The sequence below is a fragment of the Laspinema palackyanum D2c genome, assembly GCF_025370875.1.
Lineage (GTDB): Bacteria > Cyanobacteriota > Cyanobacteriia > Cyanobacteriales > Laspinemataceae > Laspinema > Laspinema palackyanum.
The window spans coordinates 132,218-150,698 of record NZ_JAMXFD010000002.1 but is presented as its reverse complement, the minus strand read 5'-3'; the positions used below and the strand labels follow the sequence as shown (position 1 = coordinate 150,698).

The following is an 18,481-nucleotide window of genomic DNA, read 5'->3' as shown; positions in this document are numbered from 1 at the left end:
AACCCTGGGATCGGGGATCGAGTCCCGGGGAGTAATGTCAGGATTTGATGATAATTGCAGGAGTGATCGGGCTTAAGCCTTATAGAGTGGGAGATTTGGTCGTTGGTCCTTGGTGTTCCCTCGTTATATGACTCTGCCATGTAATGCCCTCTTGGACGTGCTGCCTCCAGTTAAAAGTTAAAAGTAGGGTGGGCACTGCCCACCTTTCTGTGCAGGTGGGCAATGCCCACCCTACTCGTTTTTAAAGACCTATCACAACCGAATTCCGTATAATGCCCTCTTGGACGTTCTGCCTCCAGTCCCTCCCTCGGTCCCTGGTGACATGGCGTCCGCCATGTCACCAGATATAACGACTGAAGTCGTTACTACGAACAGGAAATCTTGGACGTCCTCCAGTCCAGCCATTGCTCGGGTCATGGCATAGCCCTTTCACGAGAAGAGAAAGAAAAAATAACCGATGGGGTGGGTCCCCATCGGTTTAAATCCAGACTGAATTAGGATTTAGGGTAGGATGATCCAGTCGCGAATGCGCCACTGACCGGCTTCGCGAACGAACTGATACTGCACTCGTAAATTGTCCTCGCGAGTGTTGCTGAGTTGACCATTCTCAAATAACCGGGCAGTTTCGCTCACCTGAGCTTCTACGGTGGCTCGGTTGGGGTCTGTGGGACTCATTTCAACTCCGGTTTCTTGGATATTGTGGTCATATTCCCAATACCAATTTTCTTGACGGGCGGCTTCGGCGCGGCGTTGCCACAAGGAGAGGGCCGGATCCATCAAGATTTCCGGTAATTGTTCCACCTGATGGGTGCTGCCGAGGGCTGCGGATTTGATGGTGAACCATTTTTGCAGGACGCCTTGGGCGATCGCCTCATTAATAGGTCCCGTTGCGCCAAGTTCTTCCGGGGTGGGTTGGGTGGCGATCGGAATGGCGGATTGGTCTAGCTGAATGCTCAGTTGTTCTCCCCGTAAGGATGGCCCTCCTTGAAATAATCCAGCCACCCAGCGCAGGGAGTTAATCAGTAACCACAGCAGCAATAGTCCCAGTAACCCCCCGACGCCTAACAAAATCCACCGTTCTAGTTTGGGGTTTTTGCCTTTAGCGCCGGTGCGTCCGACGCCACTGCGACGGGATGGAGGGGTTTCAATGGGCTCTAATCCTCGAACTCGGGCGGCGACGGGTAATTTACTGCGATCGTCTCGTTTCCCATTTCCGGATGCACTGCGGTCCTCACTGGGACGGCTGCGATCGCGAATTCTTCCAGATCCAGCGGTATCCGGATTAGAACTCGTGCGAATCGCCGTGGGAAGGGTCGCGAGGGATACGGCAGAGGAAGACAAACTCGGATTTTTCCCCGGTGTCCCATTGCTCGACCCATTACTATCCAATCGTAAGGTGGTCATGAATGCCGAGTCCCGTCTGGGGGATGGTTGCGGTAATCCAATGGTCACCGGATTCGGTGGCGGTGGCACAACCATCCATTCATTTACTTCATCGGCAGTTGTCTCCGGTAGGGCCTCTAAATAAGCCTGCACCTGTTCATCGGCAAAATAATCTTTTAACGATGCCTGGGCGGTTGCCAAATCCCGGAAATGGGGAAAGACCTCGGATTGTAGCCACCGTTCAGCGTACAAGCACAATCCGGGCAGCAAATCCGGTGAATTCCGAGAATTTTCCCGAATAAAAGTCAGGGTTTCCTGTTCCTGAGTCAGTTCCAGGGATTGGGCCGCATCCTCCGTTTGTCCCAACAGCAGGGAACAGACCGATTGTTCTAGGTGGACATCCTGACGTCGCCCTAAATGGGTCAACAGCATTTGACCCCGGCGAATCAGGGCCGGTTGGCGGGCGGCAAATCCTCGGGCAACGAGGGCATAAACGGCGAGATAGGTGGCAACAGCAGAGGGACGACGGGCTTCGGCTTCAAATAACTCTTGCTGTTCAGCAGCCGTGAGGTGGCTTCTGAGTTGCTGAATGAACCGTAAAAAATCATCCACGGATAACCCCGAGCGATCGTCCCCGGTGCCATCAATTCCACCCCGTTCCTGCAACATATCTTGCAAGAGTTGCAACCCGCGTTGCCTTTCTTGGCCTCGGGTTTCCGGGAGGGCCAAGAGTTCTAAAATCCGGTAGGGTCGGAGTTTGTAGAGGTCCGCCTGCATTTCCCCGCGCACTGCGGGAAAGAGTCCTTCGCGCAAGAGCATTTCTTGGCCGTTTTCTAGGGAGAGGGCGGCATTTTCATATTTACCCCCCTGCCATTGTTCCCGACCCAGTTCTAAACAGGCCAGAGCTAAGGTGAGGATAATATCCGCCTCAACTAATTTGGGGTCTCCAAACCGGCCATTTTTTAAACTACTGTTGCTACCGCTGAGGATCGGCAGTCCGAGTTTCAAGACCAGTTCATATTCGCCAAGTTCTTGGAGAATCAGTAAGGACCCGATGAACCCTTCGGAGGGGATATCAATATTGGGGGTATGGGGATCGAGATAGGAGTCGCTGGAGTCTAGGCTCCCTCGTCCTGAATGAGAATCGGTGGAAACCGATTCTAATTCAGATGCTTTGGCAAGAAAGCTGGCGTCATATTTTTGACGCTCCTCGGGATCGCTCAGAACGGTATAGGCTTCGTCAATGAGTTGTCTGCGAGCACTTGTGGCGACTTCAGAATATTCCCGCCTTGGGAGTTGCTCTTTGCGATCGCGATGGGCCTGCTTAAGCTGTTCAGCATAGCCAGGGGTTTCGACCCCAGGTACCTGAATTGGCAGGCCGAGAATCCGGTAATAATCGAGTGGCACTAGCACAATCTACTTCCCCTGCTTGATGAGCAACCAGACAAACCAATAGCAGCAAATATAAACGACTAAAAGAGTCCGATAATTATAGCCTTTAGTTTCTATGATAAAAGGTTTCAGAGTTATCTTATCTGGAGAATTGCGGGGTACTCCAAGGTTGAGCAAGGGTTCTGCGATGCCTGGGAGGGTTTGGGTGGCTTGCCCGGTATTGGCTTTTATTTAACAAGGTCCAGGAAGCTTCGTCAACTGGGGGCCAATTCCGTTGGGTTTTCTGGGGGCAGTTGCCCTGAGTTCACAAAGCGATCAAACCTTTATGGTATGATGTTTGGCCTAGTGGCGATGCTGGTGGATTAATCCCTGATTGGGATAAAACAATAGGGATTAAAATCAATTTTAAGTGGCGACAACCGCCGGGATTCCCCAGCCAAAGGATTGGTTTTCCAGGTTTCCTAACAAAAAAACTGGGTTTCTTATGTTTCAGGGGTTAAACCCAGGCAATTCGCTTTTCTTCCGAGGTCTCGACCCTCGGGTTCCAAGCTACCAGGAGACTGTGATGATTCAGGAACGGACTTTACCAACATTTGACGTAAGCACCGTACAACTGTCGAAAGAAGACGGTTTGATGTTGTACGAAGATATGGTTTTAGGGCGCTTCTTTGAGGACAAATGCGCCGAGATGTACTACCGAGGCCGAATGTTTGGTTTTGTCCACCTCTACAATGGACAGGAGGCGGTCTCAACCGGGGTGATCCGGGCGATGAGACGGGATTGGGACTACGTTTGCAGTACCTATCGGGATCACGTTCATGCCTTGAGTGCGGGGGTGCCTGCTAGAGAGGTGATGGCGGAGTTATTCGGCAAGGCAACAGGGTGTAGCAAGGGCCGTGGGGGTTCTATGCACTTGTTCTCGGGAGAGCATAATTTGTTGGGCGGTTTTGCGTTTGTGGCGGAAGGCATTCCGGTGGCAACTGGGGCCGCGTTTCAAAGCAAGTATCGTCGCGAAGCGATGGGAGATGAGAGTTCGGACAGTGTGTCGGCTTGTTTCTTTGGCGATGGGGCCTGCAATAATGGGCAGTTTTTTGAGTGTTTGAATATGGCGGCACTCTGGAAGTTGCCAATTATTTATGTGGTAGAAAATAATAAATGGGCGATCGGCATGGCCCACGAACGGGCGACTTCTGAACCGGAAATTTATAAGAAGGCAGCAGCGTTTGGCATGGTCGGCGTTGAAGTCGATGGGATGGATGTTTTGGCGGTGCGGACTGCGGCCCTAGAAGCGGTGGAACGCGCCCGCGCTGGAGAGGGTCCTACCTTGATTGAAGCGATGACCTATCGGTTCCGGGGTCACTCCCTGGCGGACCCGGATGAACTTCGCAGCAAGGAAGAAAAGGAATTTTGGCTGTCTCGGGACCCGATTAAGCGTCTGAGTGCCTATCTTACTGAGAAGAATTTGGCAACGGCCGAGGAACTCAAGGAAATCGAGAATAAAATTCAAGCGATTGTGGATGACTCGGTGCAGTTCGCGGAGAATAGTCCCGAACCGGACCCCTCGGAGTTATATCGTTATGTGTTTGCAGAAGATTAGCCGGTTGTAACTCAATTTCGGCTATTTCTCAGAGGGGGTGCGAGAATGCGCCCCTTTTTTTGGGTGGGGTGGAGCTCACAACTACATTTCCGGTCCCCTCCCCTGATTCTTGGTCCGGGTTAGGGTGGGGTTCTTCTGAGGTGGCGATTCCATACAGGATAGCTCCGCTTACCGCCACGTCACGCAGTCACAGGAGGCGATTCCCTACGGGATAGCTCCGCTTACCGCGCCTTTGTGGAGACGGGCTCAACCTCTTTCCCGGTTAATAGGCGATATAGCGTCACTCAGACACTCCAAGCAACCATTCCTCATTCTGGGGTTGAAGCTACCTCAAAGGGGACCCCACCCTAACCCGGACCAAGACACAGGGGAGGGGACCAAAGAGGAAATTAACACGACTTTTGATACCCAGATTTGGTATAAAATAAAAGAGCTGAAACCTTTGCAGCAATAAGGTTTCAGCTCTTTTCAACCCTAAATTTATGAGCCGGTTAGGGTGGAGTCTTAGTAGGAAGGGAAAGAAAAAGGATCAGTTCAACCCACCGTTATCCCGATAGTTTTTCCTTTTTATTAAAAAATTATTCAGTGTCGGTTAACTTTTCGATTAAACCTTGGGCTTTTTCCGCTAAACCCGGTGTCGGATTTTCTTCGCGATATTCAGCCAAATTTTCTTCGTAAGCTTCCTCTTCGGTGTGGATATTTTTAGCTTCTTTTAGCATTTCTTCGTAGGCTTCTTCTCGGCTTTCTAATTGATTGTCCCGTTTGTTGTTATCGATTTTATATTCTTCTTTGACTAATCTCGAATCTAAGCCGGTTGCGGCTACGCTGGGATGAGCAAAGGCAAAAGCACCGGAAACGCTGATGAAGGTAAAGGCGCAGGCGATCGCCATCAGTCCCAAGCGGACTTGTTTTAAAGCAGATAAAATGCGTTGCATCTCTAATGACCTCTTGATTAAGGAACTTGTAAAACGAAAATTGGGTTATATTCAGCATCCTAGGATACCGTTGCAGGCTCTTACCTCTACCGAGAGATAGATTAAAGTCGGTCCGGGGTTGTCCTGTGGAGATAGGGTTAACTTTTGAGTGCGATCGCCGGGGTTTCAAGTCACGGATTAAACTGCTCCATAAACCTGCGATCAATCCAATCTTTCCAAGTCCAAATTAACCGCAACGGACCTAACCCAAATTTCCCTCGCGAGGCAACTGCCTTTCCAGTCCCGGTGCCAATTAAGGTTAAAAATTGCTGTTGGGGATGGTAAGAAATTAAAGGTTTATTCTCTAAACTTCTACAGAGATTTTCAAATAAAGGTTTTCCCTGACGCACGGCAAAGACTCCCGCTTTAGGTCGAGGATTGTTGAGTAGGGTGGCAATATCTCCGGAAGCAAAGATGCTAGAATGAGAAATGGATTGTAAGTGGTCATTGACTTGGATAAATCCGCGATTATCTGTGGATAATCCCGAACCCGATATCCAATCCGGTGCCGTAGCTTGAGTCACCCAAAATACTTGGTCACAGTCTAGGGTTAATCCGGACTCACAGTCTAGTTTTAGGCGTTCTGAAGCCTGCTTTTCTAATCGGGTAACGGTTTGATTGAGATGCAGGTGAATTCCTCGATGCTGCATGATTTGGGTTAAGGTGCTAGCAGCATAGCGACTATGACTGGAGAGAATATGACTGCTGCGATGAAAGAGATGATATTCTATATTTTTGTGGTATTTTTGCTCTAATATTTTGTTAAGATGCGCTTGAATCGATAAAGTTAATTCAACCCCTCCAGCACCCCCACCTACAATGGCTAAATTGCGGATTTGTTGAGGGGACTGCAAGACTTGTTCTCGGAATTGATTCCAGGATTCTAATAATTTAGGGACGGGTTTGGCGGGAATGGCATAAGTGGCGGCACCGGGGACATTGAGAGTGGCAGGAGTGCTCCCAATATCAATAGAGAGAACATCGAAGGGGATGGGGGGACGGTTGGCACAGAGGACTTGGTTTTGGTGTAAATCCAGACCGATCGCGCGATCGCAATAGAATTCTGCCTGCGCTAAATGTGCCAAGGGTCTCAAATCGATATGTGCTTCCTCAAAGGTATAAAACCCCGCCAAATAACCGGGTAACATTCCCGAATAGGGAGTTTGAAGCACATCGCTAATTAAGGTGATGCGAATTTCGGGGAGGGGAGTCTTGGCAAATTCTCGCAAGGCGATCGCATGACTATGACCCCCACCGATTAAAACAAGGTGTTTCATTTGGGATTCGGGTAGCTGTTGGAGGATTCGAGGTGATGACGGATGAACTCTGGCATCTGATATGGAGACTGTATCTGATTCATTTTACTCTATCTCATTTTCCCCCAGAATTATTAACGAGTGAGGTACAGAAATGATAGGATGAGACAGAAGTCAGTTCCTCAAAAAACTGCGTCAATCTTCTGGAGTTGCCATCTTATCGCTTATTATGAAATCAACCAACGAACTGCTAAGAAACCAAGTAGAAAAAGCCCTAATCGCAGCCTTTGGGGAAGAAATGGCCGGGACTGACCCGGTTTTAGTACCTACGACGAATCCTAAATTTGGCGATTATCAAGCCAATTTAGCCATGTCTTTGGCAAAGCCTTTAAAGCAAAAACCCCGAGATATTGCCCAAAAAATTATCGACAATATCGACGTATCAGAATTTTGTGAACCGCCAGAAATTGCCGGACCGGGATTTATTAATTTTACCCTAAAACCGAGCTATTTACAACAGCAACTTGCCGCCATTGAAGGGGATGAACGATTAGGCATTGAACCCGTGAGTCATCCGCAACGAGTGGTAGTAGATTTTTCTAGTCCCAACATTGCCAAAGAAATGCACGTGGGACATTTGCGATCGACGATTATTGGAGATAGCATCGCCCGAGTTTTAGAGTTTTGGGGACATGATGTCTTGCGCCTCAATCACGTGGGAGATTGGGGGACGCAATTTGGAATGTTAATTACCTATTTGCGAGAAGTATCGCCGGATGCCTTAACCACGGCGAATGCTTTAGATTTAGGGGATTTAGTGGCCTTTTATAAGAAGGCGAAAAAGCGCTTTGATGAGGATGAGGAATTCCGGGAAGTTTCTCGGCAGCAAGTGGTCAAATTGCAGGCAGGCGATCGCGAGGCAAAACGCGCCTGGGAACTGCTGTGCGAACAATCCCGGCAGGAATTCCAACAAATTTATAATTTGATGGATATTCAGCTAACTGAACGAGGGGAATCCTTTTATAATCCTTTGCTTTCTAAAGTCGTAGAAGATTTAGAAACATCAGGATTATTAGTAGAAGACCAGGGAGCAAAATGCGTCTTTTTAGAAGGGTTTACCAACAAAGAAGGGGAACCGCAACCATTAATTGTCCAGAAGACCAATGGGGGATATAATTATGCCACCACTGACCTAGCGGCATTGCGGTATCGGATTGAAGAGGATCGGTGCGATCGCATCATCTATGTCACCGATAGCGGTCAATCCACCCACTTTGCTCAATTCTTCCAAGTTGCTAGACGCGCCGGGTGGATTCCAGACACTATTGAAGTCGTTCATGTCCCCTTTGGGTTAGTTTTAGGAGAAGGTGGAAAGAAACTCAAAACCCGCGAAGGCGATACCGTTCGCCTGCGGGATTTATTAGATGAAGCCGTCCTCCGTGCACGCACTCAACTTGAAAGTATTATCCAAGAAGAAGGCCGGTCCGAAAGCGAAGAATTCATCAAAAATGTGTCCCAAGTTGTCGGAATTGGTGCAGTAAAATATGCCGACCTCAGTCAAAATCGGAGCAGTAGTTATATCTTTAGCTACGATAAAATGCTCTCCCTGCAAGGCAATACCGCTCCCTATATGCTCTATGCCTTTGTGCGCATTCAGGGAATCAGTCGCCAAGGAAATATCGATTTGGACAATCTCAGTTCTGATATTCAGATTCAACTGAGAGAAGAAACCGAGTTAGCTTTAGCCAAACATATTCTCGGTTTGAGTGAAGTCCTCAAAGAAGTCGAAAAAGAACTGTTGCCGAATCGACTCTGTGAGTACCTCTATCAACTGAGTAAAAAATTCAATCAGTTCTACGAAAACTGTCCAGTATTGCAAGCAGAAGAACCTCAGCGCACCTCCCGCTTATTGCTCTGCGATTTAGCAGCAAAAACCTTAAAAGTGGGGTTATCATTATTGGGAATTAAACTGATTGACCGAATGTAAAGCGTTTGGTGCATCAGCGCCTAAATTTTGGGTTTCTGATGCACCCAATTCTATCAACCTCGATTCGTTAAACTCATGTCCTACGATATCTTATGTCGATTTCTGATTGATGAATTTAGCCGGGACTTTGCCACCTTGTTCATGGGAAAACCCATTGACTTAACCATTCTGAGTCCCAAAGAGCTCTCCGTCGAACCGATTCGCGCGGATTCTCTGATTCTCTTCCAGTCCGAAGACTCGGTATTGCATACAGAATTCCAAACCGACCCGGATCCAGAAATTCCCTTTCGCATGGCCGACTATCGCCTGCGCGGGTATCGACGCTTTCGGGAAAAAGATATGCGCCAGGTGGTGATTTACCTCAGAAAAACCAATTCGCCATTGGTCCATCAAACTGAATTTATTCTCCCACAAATGACCCATCGGTTTGAGGTTATCCGTCTATGGGAGCAACCCACCGAACTGTTTTTAAATGCACCGGGTTTACTTCCTTTTGCTGCCTTAACTCGCACAGAAAATCCCGAGGAGGTGTTAAATGAAGTCGCTCAATTGATTGAACGCATGGAGGACCGACAACAACAGGCCAATTTAGCTGCTGCTTCTTCGGTTCTAGCTGGGTTAGTATTAGATCGAGAGTTAATTAACAGGATTCTCCGGAGGGACATTATGCGCGAGTCACCCATTTATCAGGACATTTTAGCCGAAGGTCGAGAAGTTGGTTTCCAGGAAGGACGCCAGGACGCGATCTCCGAAATTGCCAGGAAGTTATTCCTCAGTGGAATGTCCGTGGAACAAATCATGAATATCACGGGGTTAACCCGAGAACGAGTTGAGCAATTGACCAACCGCGACCCCGAGTAAGGCGCTGGACCCGGTTCAGTTGCAAAGTTGGGTAAAAAATGCCTGGATTCGATGCCAATGCAGGGATGACAGGCATTTTTATTTAAACCTATCTCCGCTTATTCCCAGAGTGAATCCATCGTTGTAGACTTTTACAATGGCAGAGTAAAACCCCACCGTTTAAAGGATTTCCCTAAATGAATTTATTGATACTGTTCGGTTTGGGAATTTGTACCGGATTGCTGGCGGGACTGTTTGGATTAGGGGGTGGAATTTTAATAGTCCCTGTCTTAAACCTCTGGGGATTTCCCGTAGTGACTGCCGCTGCCACCAGTTTAGTCGGCGTGTTTTTAACCGCACTTTCTGGCACAATTCGATATAGTTGGACGAAACAATTAAACTGTCGAAATGCGTTACAAATTTCTTTATTTGGGGTTCTTACCGTTCAAATAGGAGCATGGCTTGCTCGTCATCTTCCCGATAGCTGGTTGGCTATCTGTTTTTCCCTTTTATTATTAGCGGCTATTTATTTAATGGGATTACGAAAAACCCTAATTAATACGGAAAGTTTTGCCAGTTTACTAGACTCAAATTCCCCGGAAATCTTTAGCGAAAAACCGACCAATTCCCCGTGGGAGTTTGCCAAAATTGGTTGTCTCGGGGGTGCGATCGCCGGATTATTTGGCATTGGCGGTGGCATTGTCATGGTTCCCTTACAAGTCTTGCTCCTGGGAGAGTCCATCGCCTCGGCAGTCCCCACAACCCTTGCCGCAGTCATGGCGATCGCCGCTTCCGGTTTAGCGCAATATGCCTGGAATGGCAATGTCTTGTGGATTCCCGGTTTATGTATCGGTTGCGGTGGCATCCTAGGAGTGCAACTGGGAACCCGCCTCCTCCCTCACCTCAGCGCCACCTTAATTAATACCCTCTTTCGCCTCATCCTATTTGTTCTATCTTTGTACATGATGCGCCAGGGGTTTGTCAGGGGACTCGTATAAATCCGAGACTCATTTTTCCCATTGACGATCGCCCCCCAACCGAGATAATATAATCACGACCTAATCAGATAAATTGCCATGTCTACCCTGTTAATTCAACTGCTTATAATTGGATTAGTTGCCGGTGTCGCCGGTGGAATGTTTGGCATTGGTGGGGGTGCAATTATGGTCCCTGCGATGGTTCTTATCCTGGCATTAGACCAAAAAATAGCAACCGGCACATCTATCGCCGCTCAAATTTTACCCATTGGATTATTAGGCGCAATGGTCTATTATAAAAATGGCAATTTAAACTTTAAATATGCAGCAGTCATAGCCTTGGGTTTAATCATTGGCAATTATTTTGGAGCATTATTTGCCAATCAACCTTTTATCAGTAGTGAATTTATGAAAAAACTCTATGGGGCTTTTTTATTCCTTTTAGGGTTTAGATATTTATTTCCAAATTTGTTTAGCCGGTAATGTTTATTAAACCCCACACCCTCAAGGGTGGGGCTACAGGGACAAAGCCTGCCTCCGCAGGCTGTTCCATAAAAACGACTTTTGAAAGCCGGATTTTACATTGTAGATTAAATTGATAGAAATAGAGAGAGAAAGTTAAATGAGTTTAAGACAATTTCCCGAGGGATTTCTCTGGGGTGCGGCAACCGCTGCCTATCAAATTGAAGGCGCTTGGAATGAAGATGGCAAAGGGGAAAGTATTTGGGACCGCTTCACCCATCGCCAGCATACGATTCTGAATGGGGATACGGGGGATGTTACTTGTAACCACTATCAGAAAATGCCGGAAGATGTGGCATTGATGCAGGCATTGGGGTTACAAACTTATCGATTTTCTCTCTCTTGGCCGAGAATTCTACCGGAAGGAAGGGGTCAAGTCAATGCCAAAGGATTGGAGTTTTACGATCGCCTGGTAGACAACCTCCTCGAAGCCAGCATTATCCCCAATATTACCTTGAATCATTGGGATTTACCCCAAACACTCCAAGAAATGGGGGGATGGGTGAATCGGGAGAGTATCGATTGGTTTGCCGAGTATGCGGGAGTGGTATTTGAGAAATTAGGCGATCGCGTTCCATTGTGGACGACTCACAATGAACCAGCGGTACTCGCCTTTATGGGATATGCCTTCGGGAACTTTGCTCCTGGCATTGCCGACTATTCCCAAGCCTTTCAAACCTCACATCATCTCCTAGTTGCTCATGGAAAAGCGGTCCAACTGTTTCGAGAAGGCAACTATAATGGTGAAATTGGCATTGTTCTGAGTGTGAATCACTATCAACCCAAGAGCGATCGCCCATCAGATATCGCCGCCTGTGAGCGAATGTATCAAACCAGTACCGCCTTATTTGCTGACCCTCTCTTCAAAGGAAACTATCCCGAACCCTTATTCAACTGGATTGGTTGCCATGCACCCCAAATAGAAACAGGAGATTTGGAACTCATCTCTACCCCCATCGACTTTGTAGGGATTAACTATTATTTTACCTTAAAGGTTGCCTTTGCTCAATGGGGAGGATTATTCAAATTAGAATCCACCCAACTTTCTGCACCAGGTTGGGGTCAAACTGACATGGAATGGGGAGTCAATCCGCCCGGATTAACCTCCGTATTGTTAGATTTTAAAACCAATTATGGCAATCCGAAACTCTATATTACCGAGGGCGGTTGTGCCTTGCCCGATACTCCCAATTATGAGGGATTTGTAGAAGATTGGGGACGGATTAATTACTTGCGATCGCATTTTATCGCCGCCCATGATGCCATTGCCGATGGCGTCAATTTACAGGGATATTATGTTTGGACTTTGATGGATAACTTTGAATGGGCACATGGATTTTACCCCCGCTTTGGATTAGTCCGCGTCGAATTTGACAGCGGTAAACGCATTCCCAAACAAAGTGCCTGGTGGTATCGCGAAGTCATGGAGCGAAATGGGGTGGAAGAGTAAAAAAAACTGCTGGGAGTTGTGATAACCGGCGGGGGATAAATCCCCCGCCTCATAGCTAAAGTCGGTTAAAACCGACTAAAAACACCACCGTTTTAGTTAGACTTTCAGTCGGTTTCAACCGACTTGATTCTGTTAGGCCGCCAATCGTTTGATCCCCCGCCGGTTGTTGAGAATGCTGCAAGATGACAGTATAACCCACGCTTGCGGTTTCTCAGCCCCTTTGCGGACTATGGTTTTTAACCTTTAAAATTTGATAAACTGTAGGGACTTAGGTTCAGCCTGAATCCTCACCCCATTGTAAGCAGGAGAGCGGATAAATGACACCGATGAAATACCCGATCGAGCAAACCGATCCGCCGCGATCGCCGAGAGAAACACTGCCCACCATGTACGATTTACCCAGTGAAAATCCGGAGGAACCCGGTTTGCCTGATGAATTTCACGCCTTACAACCTGAATTACTGCGTCTAACGTTTCAACCTCCCAACTCTCCACCGGGGGAAATCTTTGTCGGGACTGACATGAACCTCTATTATGATGTGCGTCATCCCAACTGGTACAAACGCCCGGATTGGTTTGCCGTGGTGGGAGTCCCCCGGTTGTATGACGGTACGGATTTGCGATTGAGTTATGTAATATGGCAAGAAGGAATCAGTCCATTGGTGGTGGTGGAGTTAATTTCTCCGGGAACAGAAAACGAGGACCTCGGACAAACAACGCGCCAACCCAACCAACCCCCGACAAAATGGGAAGTTTACGAACGGATTTTAAAAGTTCCTTATTATGTAGTGTTTGATCGCTATACGAATCAACTGCGAGTTTTTATATTAAACGGCACTCGCTATCAACCCGTAGAATTCATAGAACCCAAAATTTGGATTCCCACCCTGGAATTAGGAATCGGATTGTGGCAAGGTAGCTATCAAGGCATCGATCGCCTGTGGTTGCGCTGGTATGACGCGGGGGGTAACTGGATTCCGATACCGCAAGAAAAAGAAGCGATCGCCCAACAGCAGGCACAAATCGCCCAACAGCAGGCACAAACCGAACGCCAACGCGCCGAAACCGAACGCCAACGCGCTGATGCAGCAGAAGCGCGATTGCAGCAGATGCAACAGCGGATGCGAGAGTTAGGAATCGATCCCGATACTCTTGGGGAAGGATAAATCCAGTTGAAGAGATCGCAATTTCTGGAGTCTGGAAATTGCGATCGCCTAGATTCATAATCAACCTAAATATTCCACAACAGATAGGGATAGAGTCAAATTCATGATGAATGTAACCGAACTTAAAGTGAATTTACCTCCGGGCTTGTCAGAAGATGAAGCTAAACTGTTTTTAGCCATCAAACTTTATGAAGTTAGCAAAATATCCCTAGGACAAGCAGCACAATTAGCGGGATATTCCAAACGAAGTTTTATGGAAATTTTAGGGAAATATCAAGTACCCGTTTTTGCCTATTCTCATGAAGAATTGCGAGAAGAATGGGGATTATGAGTGCAGCAGTTATCACTGATATAGAGGTTTGAAAGAGGCGATCGCAGCAACACACAAAGAAGCGATCGCCTTTTCCCGACCCAACCAAGCCCCACCTCAGCCCAAATTACACCCAGGCGATCGCCCTCCCGACCCTCCCCATGCACCCATTCTGCCCTCGCTGTCTCTATAATTTTATGCTAAAGCTGTAGAGTACATCGAGCAGAAATTAACGGTATGGCTGGACATAGTAAATGGGCTAATATTAAACGGCAGAAAGCTAGAGTGGATGCAGTGAAAGGGAAAACCTTCACGAAAATCTCGCGAGAGATTATCGTCGCGGCGCGCAGTGGCGTTCCAGATCCGGATGGCAACTTTCAGTTACGGACGGCGGTGGATAAGGCAAAGGCGGCAGGGATTCCCAATGAGAACATCCAACGGGCGATCGCCAAAGGTGCTGGAACCTGGGATGATGCCAGCAGCAACTATGAAGCAATCCGCTATGAGGGATATGGTCCCGGTGGTATCGCGGTGATTGTGGAAGCGCTGACGGATAACCGCAATCGCACGGCGGCGGATTTGAGGGCCGCTTTTAGCAAGAATGGCGGCAATTTAGGTGAGACAGGATGCGTGAGTTGGATGTTTGAACTCAAAGGGGTGGTAACGCTGCAAGGTGAGATAGAGGAAGATGAACTCTTAGAGGCATCGGTAGAAGGGGGTGCAGATTTTTATGAACCCACGGAAATCGATGAAGATACATCGGGATATGAGGTGTTTACGGAGGCGACTAATTTAGAAACCCTCAATCAAGCTTTAAAAGAGCGCGGGTATGAGATAGTAAATGCAGAATTGCGCTGGATTGCTAACAATAATGTGGAAGTAACGGACCCAGACCAAGCGCGATCACTCCTGAAAATGATGGATGCTTTAGATGATTTGGATGATGTCCAAAATGTCACCGCCAATTTTGATATGGCAAATGAATTGGTAGAAATGAGCGTGGTGTAAGACAAAAAAAGGCCAAATCTACAGTAAGCTATCACACCGTCAGAGGTTTAAAGCATCTTCTGGCGGTGTTTATAGCTTCATCCTATAGCCTGACCCATTAGCGATTTCTTAAGCGCCATAAAATTAGGAAATGCAAAACCAATACAATCCACACTTCTAATCGAGTGCCATAGGCAATAGGTGCCGGGGACGGGGGTTGCTGGGGAACGGTATTCACTTCCTGCATGGGATACAATACGGGCATCTGCGGATTGAGGGAGATCGTGGTATCCAAGTCTTCCATCACGCGGATTAAGGTTTGGACTTTAGCAGTTTGAGAGCGGTTTTCGTCTTTCATAGGATTGCCTCCGAATGTTCATAATCCTATGAAAACCTCTCCCTGTCTGCGTTTATGTCGGTCGAACCGGGAGGATTGTCTGATTTAGTGACTGACTTTTGCCAGATGTCGGAGTTCTGTCCGAGTTGATCTCAGGCAGAGGAAAAGGGACTATAATCAGAGGAGGTTTACTGAATCAGGAGTTATGGCAGGACGTTCACTCAGAGTTCACCCAGACTATATTGAAAAGGCCAAAAAATCTCTCCAGCGCAATCGCTTTGCAAGTCAAAGGCATTTAGCCGAGGATATGGGCTTGTGTCGTGATACTATCAGTAAGTTTCTAAATGGCAAGCCGGTTGATAATGAAAATTTTCAAGAAATCTGCCGCAAATTGGGTTTAGATGACCAGGAAATCGCCGATTTCGAGAACGACAGTAATAATGATGATTCTGTAGCGGATATAGGGGATTCTACTGCGGATGAAACTGAATCAAACGTTTCTAACTATGTGGAACGCCCTCCCATTGAAGAACGATGTTATCAAACGGTGTTACAGCCCGGATCTCTAATTCGGATTAAAGCCCCAAAGCAGATGGGTAAAACCACTTTAATCACACAAATTCTTTCTCGTGTCCAAACAAATGGGTATAAAATTATAACCTTGAATCTACGATCATTCGCAAATCGAAAGGTGTTGCAAGACCTCGATTATTTTTTAAACTTGTTTTGCAGAGACGTCAGTCGTAAGCTACAGTTACCTTCGGCAAATTTGGCTGAATATTGGGAAGACGGTTTAGGGAGCAGCTATAACTGCAATCTCTATTTTGAAGAATATTTGTTAGAAAATTTACATTGCCCAGTCGTACTGGCTTTAGATGAAGTAGATTGCCTTTTTCCTTATCCCCATATTGCTGAAGATTTTTTTAGTTTGTTGCGATGCTGGCATGAAGAAGCAAAAAAGACAGAAGTTTGGAAAAAAGTACGGTTAATCATTTCTTATTCTACCGAGGTTTATATTCCTTTGGATATTCATCATTCGCCCTTCAATGTGGGAGAGCCGATTTCATTGCCAGAGTTTACCCCTCCACAAGTGCAAGAATTTGCGCGACAGCAAGGAGTAAATTTGGAGAGTGAGGAGATTAAAAAGTTAATCAATCTAATCGGGGGACATCCCTCTCTATTACAAATTGCGGTTTCTCGCTTGAAGCGGCAGGAAATCACCTTTGATAAACTGTTAGAAACGGCGGCTACGGAATCCGGTATTTATACCGATCGCTTGCGGACGCATTTAGGATATTTACAACAAAATCTCCGGTTATCTGAAGCAATGAAAGAGGCAGTTTCCACCCCTCAACCCATCCGACTAGAGTCAAAGTTGGCTTATCAGTTAGAAAGTTTGGGTTTAGTTCGTTTAGAGGGGAACGATTGTCGAATTACTTGCGATTTATATCGGCAGTATTTTCGCGATCGCCTTTAAAATTTAGTCCAGACTGCCTAGGCGCTTGTTGATGTTACATGAATCCAACAGCTTATATCGAAGAATATGGAACCCCTTGAATCCTCCATTTATCAAGTTGGCGGCAGTCTGCCTGCAAATGCTCCCACCTATGTGGTCAGACAGGCAGATACAGAACTCTATGAAGGCTTAAAAGCTGGGGAATTTTGTTATGTCCTCAACTCGCGGCAAATGGGTAAATCCAGTTTGCTCGTCAGAACGATGGAACGGCTAGAAAGGGAAGGGTTTATTTGTGCTTCTATAGACCTGACAAAAATTGGCAATAAAAACGTTACGGCTGCTGAGTGGTATAAGGGGATTTTCTATGAGTTAGTTAAAAAACTCAATTTCTCCAGTCAAATTAATCGACGAGACTGGTGGCAAGAGTTAGATGGAATACCCGTTGCTCAACGAGTAGCTGAGTTTTTTGAAGAGGTGGTTTTAAACCAACCCGATGATGACCGTCTCTTTATCGTATTGGTCGATGAAATTGATAGCACTATTTCCTTAAACTTTGAACTAGACGATTTTTTCGCCCTGATTCGAGCTTTTCGGAATCAGCGCTCCCAAAATCCGGCCTTTAATCGCCTGACTTTTGCCCTCTTTGGAGTGGCTACCCCTTCGGATTTGATTCGGGACAAAAGCCGAACGCCGTTTAATATTGGTCGGGGAATTGACTTGTGTGGATTTGAACTTGAGGAGGCTCAAGCGTTACTGAAGGGATTTCCTGAAACGATAGAAAATCCCCAAGCGGTTTTACGGGAGATTTTACGCTGGACTAAAGGGCAACCGTTTCTGACTCAAAAGCTCTGTGAATGGGTGCGGCGTGCGGAGATAACTCGTAACGGGAGGGAAAGCGAATGGATTACTGAATTGGTGCGGACCAAGGTGCTGGAAAATTGGGAAGCTCAGGACGATCCGGAGCATTTAAAAACGATTCGCGATCGCCTTTTGCGCCATCAGGACCGCGCGGGGCGGTTGTTGGGACTCTATCAGCAAATTTTGGACAGTGCCGAGGGGGTGAAGGGGAATAACAGTGATGAACAGATGGAATTACGCCTTTCCGGCTTGGTGGTGAACCGCCAGGGACTCTTACAGGTGTATAACCGGATTTACGCCACCGTCTTCAATCGGGAGTGGGTGGAACGGGAACTGGCTAACTTGCGCCCCTACTCCGAGGCGATCGCCGCCTGGTTAAAATCCAACCGGCAGGATCACTCTCGACTGCTCCAGGGAAAAGCCTTGGACGATGCTTTAGACTGGAAAGCTGGGAAAAATCTCAGCGGAGAGGATGAAGAGTTTATCTCTGCAAGTTTACTGTGGAATTTAGACGCCGAACGGCAAGCTAACGCAATTTTAGGCAAAGCCAAAGCCGAAGCAGACCGCCTGCTCACCGAAGCCAAAACCGAAGCCAAAAAAGGTATCAAACTGGAACGGGCAGCGATGTCGGTGTTGCGAGAGTTTGATGCGGGAATGCGACAAATTGAGTTGTTAATCGATGCGATACAGATCGGCCAACAATTGCAAACATTGGTGGGGGACAACCGCCCCCTGAGCGACTATCCCGCCACCAGTCCCCTGCTCACCTTGCAGCAAATTCTCGCCCGCATTCGAGAACGGAACCGCTTAGACGGGCATTCTGGCCCGGTACTGAGTGTGAGTTTTAGCCCCGATGGTCAAACCCTAGCCACCGCCTCTGAGGACCGCACAGCCCGACTGTGGGATTTACAAGGGAACGAACGGGCCACCTTCAAAGGGCATTCTGGCCCGGTATTGAGTGTGAGTTTTAGCCCGGATGGTCAAACCCT

At 47.4% G+C, this 18,481-nt stretch carries 16 protein-coding genes; 12 read left to right on the top strand and 4 right to left on the bottom strand.

Annotated elements, in window-relative coordinates; genetic code table 11:
• Window positions 1-501: 501 nt before the first annotated feature.
• Window positions 502-2,796, bottom strand: coding sequence for an IMS domain-containing protein (locus tag NG795_RS03460; RefSeq protein WP_367287276.1), 2,295 nt, complete (start codon window positions 2,794-2,796; stop codon window positions 502-504).
• A 544-nt stretch (window positions 2,797-3,340) separates the two neighbouring features.
• Here NG795_RS03460 and pdhA point away from each other — a divergent pair.
• Entirely contained in the window at window positions 3,341-4,372 is a 1,032-nt protein-coding gene (gene pdhA, locus NG795_RS03455) for a pyruvate dehydrogenase (acetyl-transferring) E1 component subunit alpha (RefSeq protein ID WP_367287275.1), read from the top strand.
• A gap of 578 nt (window positions 4,373-4,950) precedes the next feature.
• Here pdhA and NG795_RS03450 read toward each other — a convergent pair.
• Window positions 4,951-5,307: a hypothetical protein gene (locus NG795_RS03450; protein WP_367287274.1), complete on the bottom strand. Its 357-nt coding sequence runs from the start codon at window positions 5,305-5,307 to the stop codon at window positions 4,951-4,953.
• A 170-nt stretch (window positions 5,308-5,477) separates the two neighbouring features.
• A complete protein-coding gene (locus tag NG795_RS03445; protein ID WP_367287273.1) occupies window positions 5,478-6,623 on the bottom strand; it encodes an FAD-dependent oxidoreductase in 1,146 nt (381 codons plus the stop codon).
• Window positions 6,624-6,831: 208 nt separating this feature from the next.
• Here NG795_RS03445 and argS point away from each other — a divergent pair, with 208 nt between their 5' ends.
• The 9 genes from argS (at window position 6,832) to NG795_RS03400 (ending at window position 14,862) form a co-directional block, all read left to right on the top strand.
• Entirely contained in the window at window positions 6,832-8,589 is a 1,758-nt protein-coding gene (gene argS / locus NG795_RS03440; RefSeq protein WP_367287272.1) for an arginine--tRNA ligase, read from the top strand.
• 75 nt (window positions 8,590-8,664) lie between these two features.
• On the top strand, window positions 8,665-9,450 hold the full coding sequence (locus NG795_RS03435) for an Rpn family recombination-promoting nuclease/putative transposase (RefSeq protein ID WP_367287271.1): 786 nt from the start codon (window positions 8,665-8,667) through the stop codon (window positions 9,448-9,450).
• 176 nt (window positions 9,451-9,626) lie between these two features.
• A complete protein-coding gene (locus tag NG795_RS03430) occupies window positions 9,627-10,427 on the top strand; it encodes a sulfite exporter TauE/SafE family protein (RefSeq protein ID WP_367287270.1) in 801 nt (266 codons plus the stop codon).
• Window positions 10,428-10,505: 78 nt separating this feature from the next.
• Window positions 10,506-10,889 (top strand): TSUP family transporter, encoded by a 384-nt coding sequence (locus NG795_RS03425; protein ID WP_367287269.1) that lies wholly within the window; start codon window positions 10,506-10,508, stop codon window positions 10,887-10,889.
• Window positions 10,890-11,028: 139 nt separating this feature from the next.
• Window positions 11,029-12,378 (top strand): GH1 family beta-glucosidase, encoded by a 1,350-nt coding sequence (locus NG795_RS03420; RefSeq protein WP_367287268.1) that lies wholly within the window; start codon window positions 11,029-11,031, stop codon window positions 12,376-12,378.
• Window positions 12,379-12,695: 317 nt separating this feature from the next.
• Window positions 12,696-13,544, top strand: a complete 849-nt coding sequence (locus NG795_RS03415; protein ID WP_367287267.1) for a Uma2 family endonuclease — start codon at window positions 12,696-12,698, stop codon at window positions 13,542-13,544.
• Between the two features lie 103 nt (window positions 13,545-13,647).
• Window positions 13,648-13,875: a UPF0175 family protein gene (locus NG795_RS03410; RefSeq protein ID WP_367287266.1), complete on the top strand. Its 228-nt coding sequence runs from the start codon at window positions 13,648-13,650 to the stop codon at window positions 13,873-13,875.
• A 28-nt stretch (window positions 13,876-13,903) separates the two neighbouring features.
• Window positions 13,904-14,047: a hypothetical protein gene (locus tag NG795_RS03405; protein ID WP_367287265.1), complete on the top strand. Its 144-nt coding sequence runs from the start codon at window positions 13,904-13,906 to the stop codon at window positions 14,045-14,047.
• 44 nt (window positions 14,048-14,091) lie between these two features.
• Window positions 14,092-14,862: a YebC/PmpR family DNA-binding transcriptional regulator gene (locus tag NG795_RS03400; RefSeq protein ID WP_367287264.1), complete on the top strand. Its 771-nt coding sequence runs from the start codon at window positions 14,092-14,094 to the stop codon at window positions 14,860-14,862.
• A 97-nt stretch (window positions 14,863-14,959) separates the two neighbouring features.
• Here the strand turns inward: NG795_RS03400 and NG795_RS03395 are convergent, their stop codons facing one another.
• Entirely contained in the window at window positions 14,960-15,199 is a 240-nt protein-coding gene (locus tag NG795_RS03395) for a hypothetical protein (RefSeq protein WP_367287263.1), read from the bottom strand.
• Window positions 15,200-15,383: 184 nt separating this feature from the next.
• Here NG795_RS03395 and NG795_RS03390 point away from each other — a divergent pair, with 184 nt between their 5' ends.
• On the top strand, window positions 15,384-16,655 hold the full coding sequence (locus NG795_RS03390; protein WP_367287262.1) for an AAA-like domain-containing protein: 1,272 nt from the start codon (window positions 15,384-15,386) through the stop codon (window positions 16,653-16,655).
• 66 nt (window positions 16,656-16,721) lie between these two features.
• On the top strand, window positions 16,722-18,481 hold a 1,760-nt coding region (locus NG795_RS03385; RefSeq protein WP_367287261.1), incomplete at its 3' end, for an AAA-like domain-containing protein.

Excerpts from the sequence above, each read along its gene's own strand:
- NG795_RS03425 (WP_367287269.1), top strand. The coding sequence starts at position 10,506 with ATGTCTACCCTGTTAATTCAACTGCTTATAATTGGATTAGTTGCCGGT.
- NG795_RS03410 (WP_367287266.1), top strand. The coding sequence starts at position 13,648 with ATGATGAATGTAACCGAACTTAAAGTGAATTTACCTCCGGGCTTGTCA.
- NG795_RS03450 (WP_367287274.1), bottom strand. The coding sequence starts at position 5,307 with ATGCAACGCATTTTATCTGCTTTAAAACAAGTCCGCTTGGGACTGATG.
- pdhA (WP_367287275.1), top strand. The coding sequence starts at position 3,341 with ATGATTCAGGAACGGACTTTACCAACATTTGACGTAAGCACCGTACAA.
- NG795_RS03430 (WP_367287270.1), top strand. The coding sequence starts at position 9,627 with ATGAATTTATTGATACTGTTCGGTTTGGGAATTTGTACCGGATTGCTG.
- NG795_RS03395 (WP_367287263.1), bottom strand. The coding sequence starts at position 15,199 with ATGAAAGACGAAAACCGCTCTCAAACTGCTAAAGTCCAAACCTTAATC.
- NG795_RS03435 (WP_367287271.1), top strand. The coding sequence starts at position 8,665 with ATGTCCTACGATATCTTATGTCGATTTCTGATTGATGAATTTAGCCGG.
- NG795_RS03445 (WP_367287273.1), bottom strand. The coding sequence starts at position 6,623 with ATGAAACACCTTGTTTTAATCGGTGGGGGTCATAGTCATGCGATCGCC.
- argS (WP_367287272.1), top strand. The coding sequence starts at position 6,832 with ATGAAATCAACCAACGAACTGCTAAGAAACCAAGTAGAAAAAGCCCTA.
- NG795_RS03415 (WP_367287267.1), top strand. The coding sequence starts at position 12,696 with ATGACACCGATGAAATACCCGATCGAGCAAACCGATCCGCCGCGATCG.
- NG795_RS03390 (WP_367287262.1), top strand. The coding sequence starts at position 15,384 with ATGGCAGGACGTTCACTCAGAGTTCACCCAGACTATATTGAAAAGGCC.
- NG795_RS03420 (WP_367287268.1), top strand. The coding sequence starts at position 11,029 with ATGAGTTTAAGACAATTTCCCGAGGGATTTCTCTGGGGTGCGGCAACC.
- NG795_RS03400 (WP_367287264.1), top strand. The coding sequence starts at position 14,092 with ATGGCTGGACATAGTAAATGGGCTAATATTAAACGGCAGAAAGCTAGA.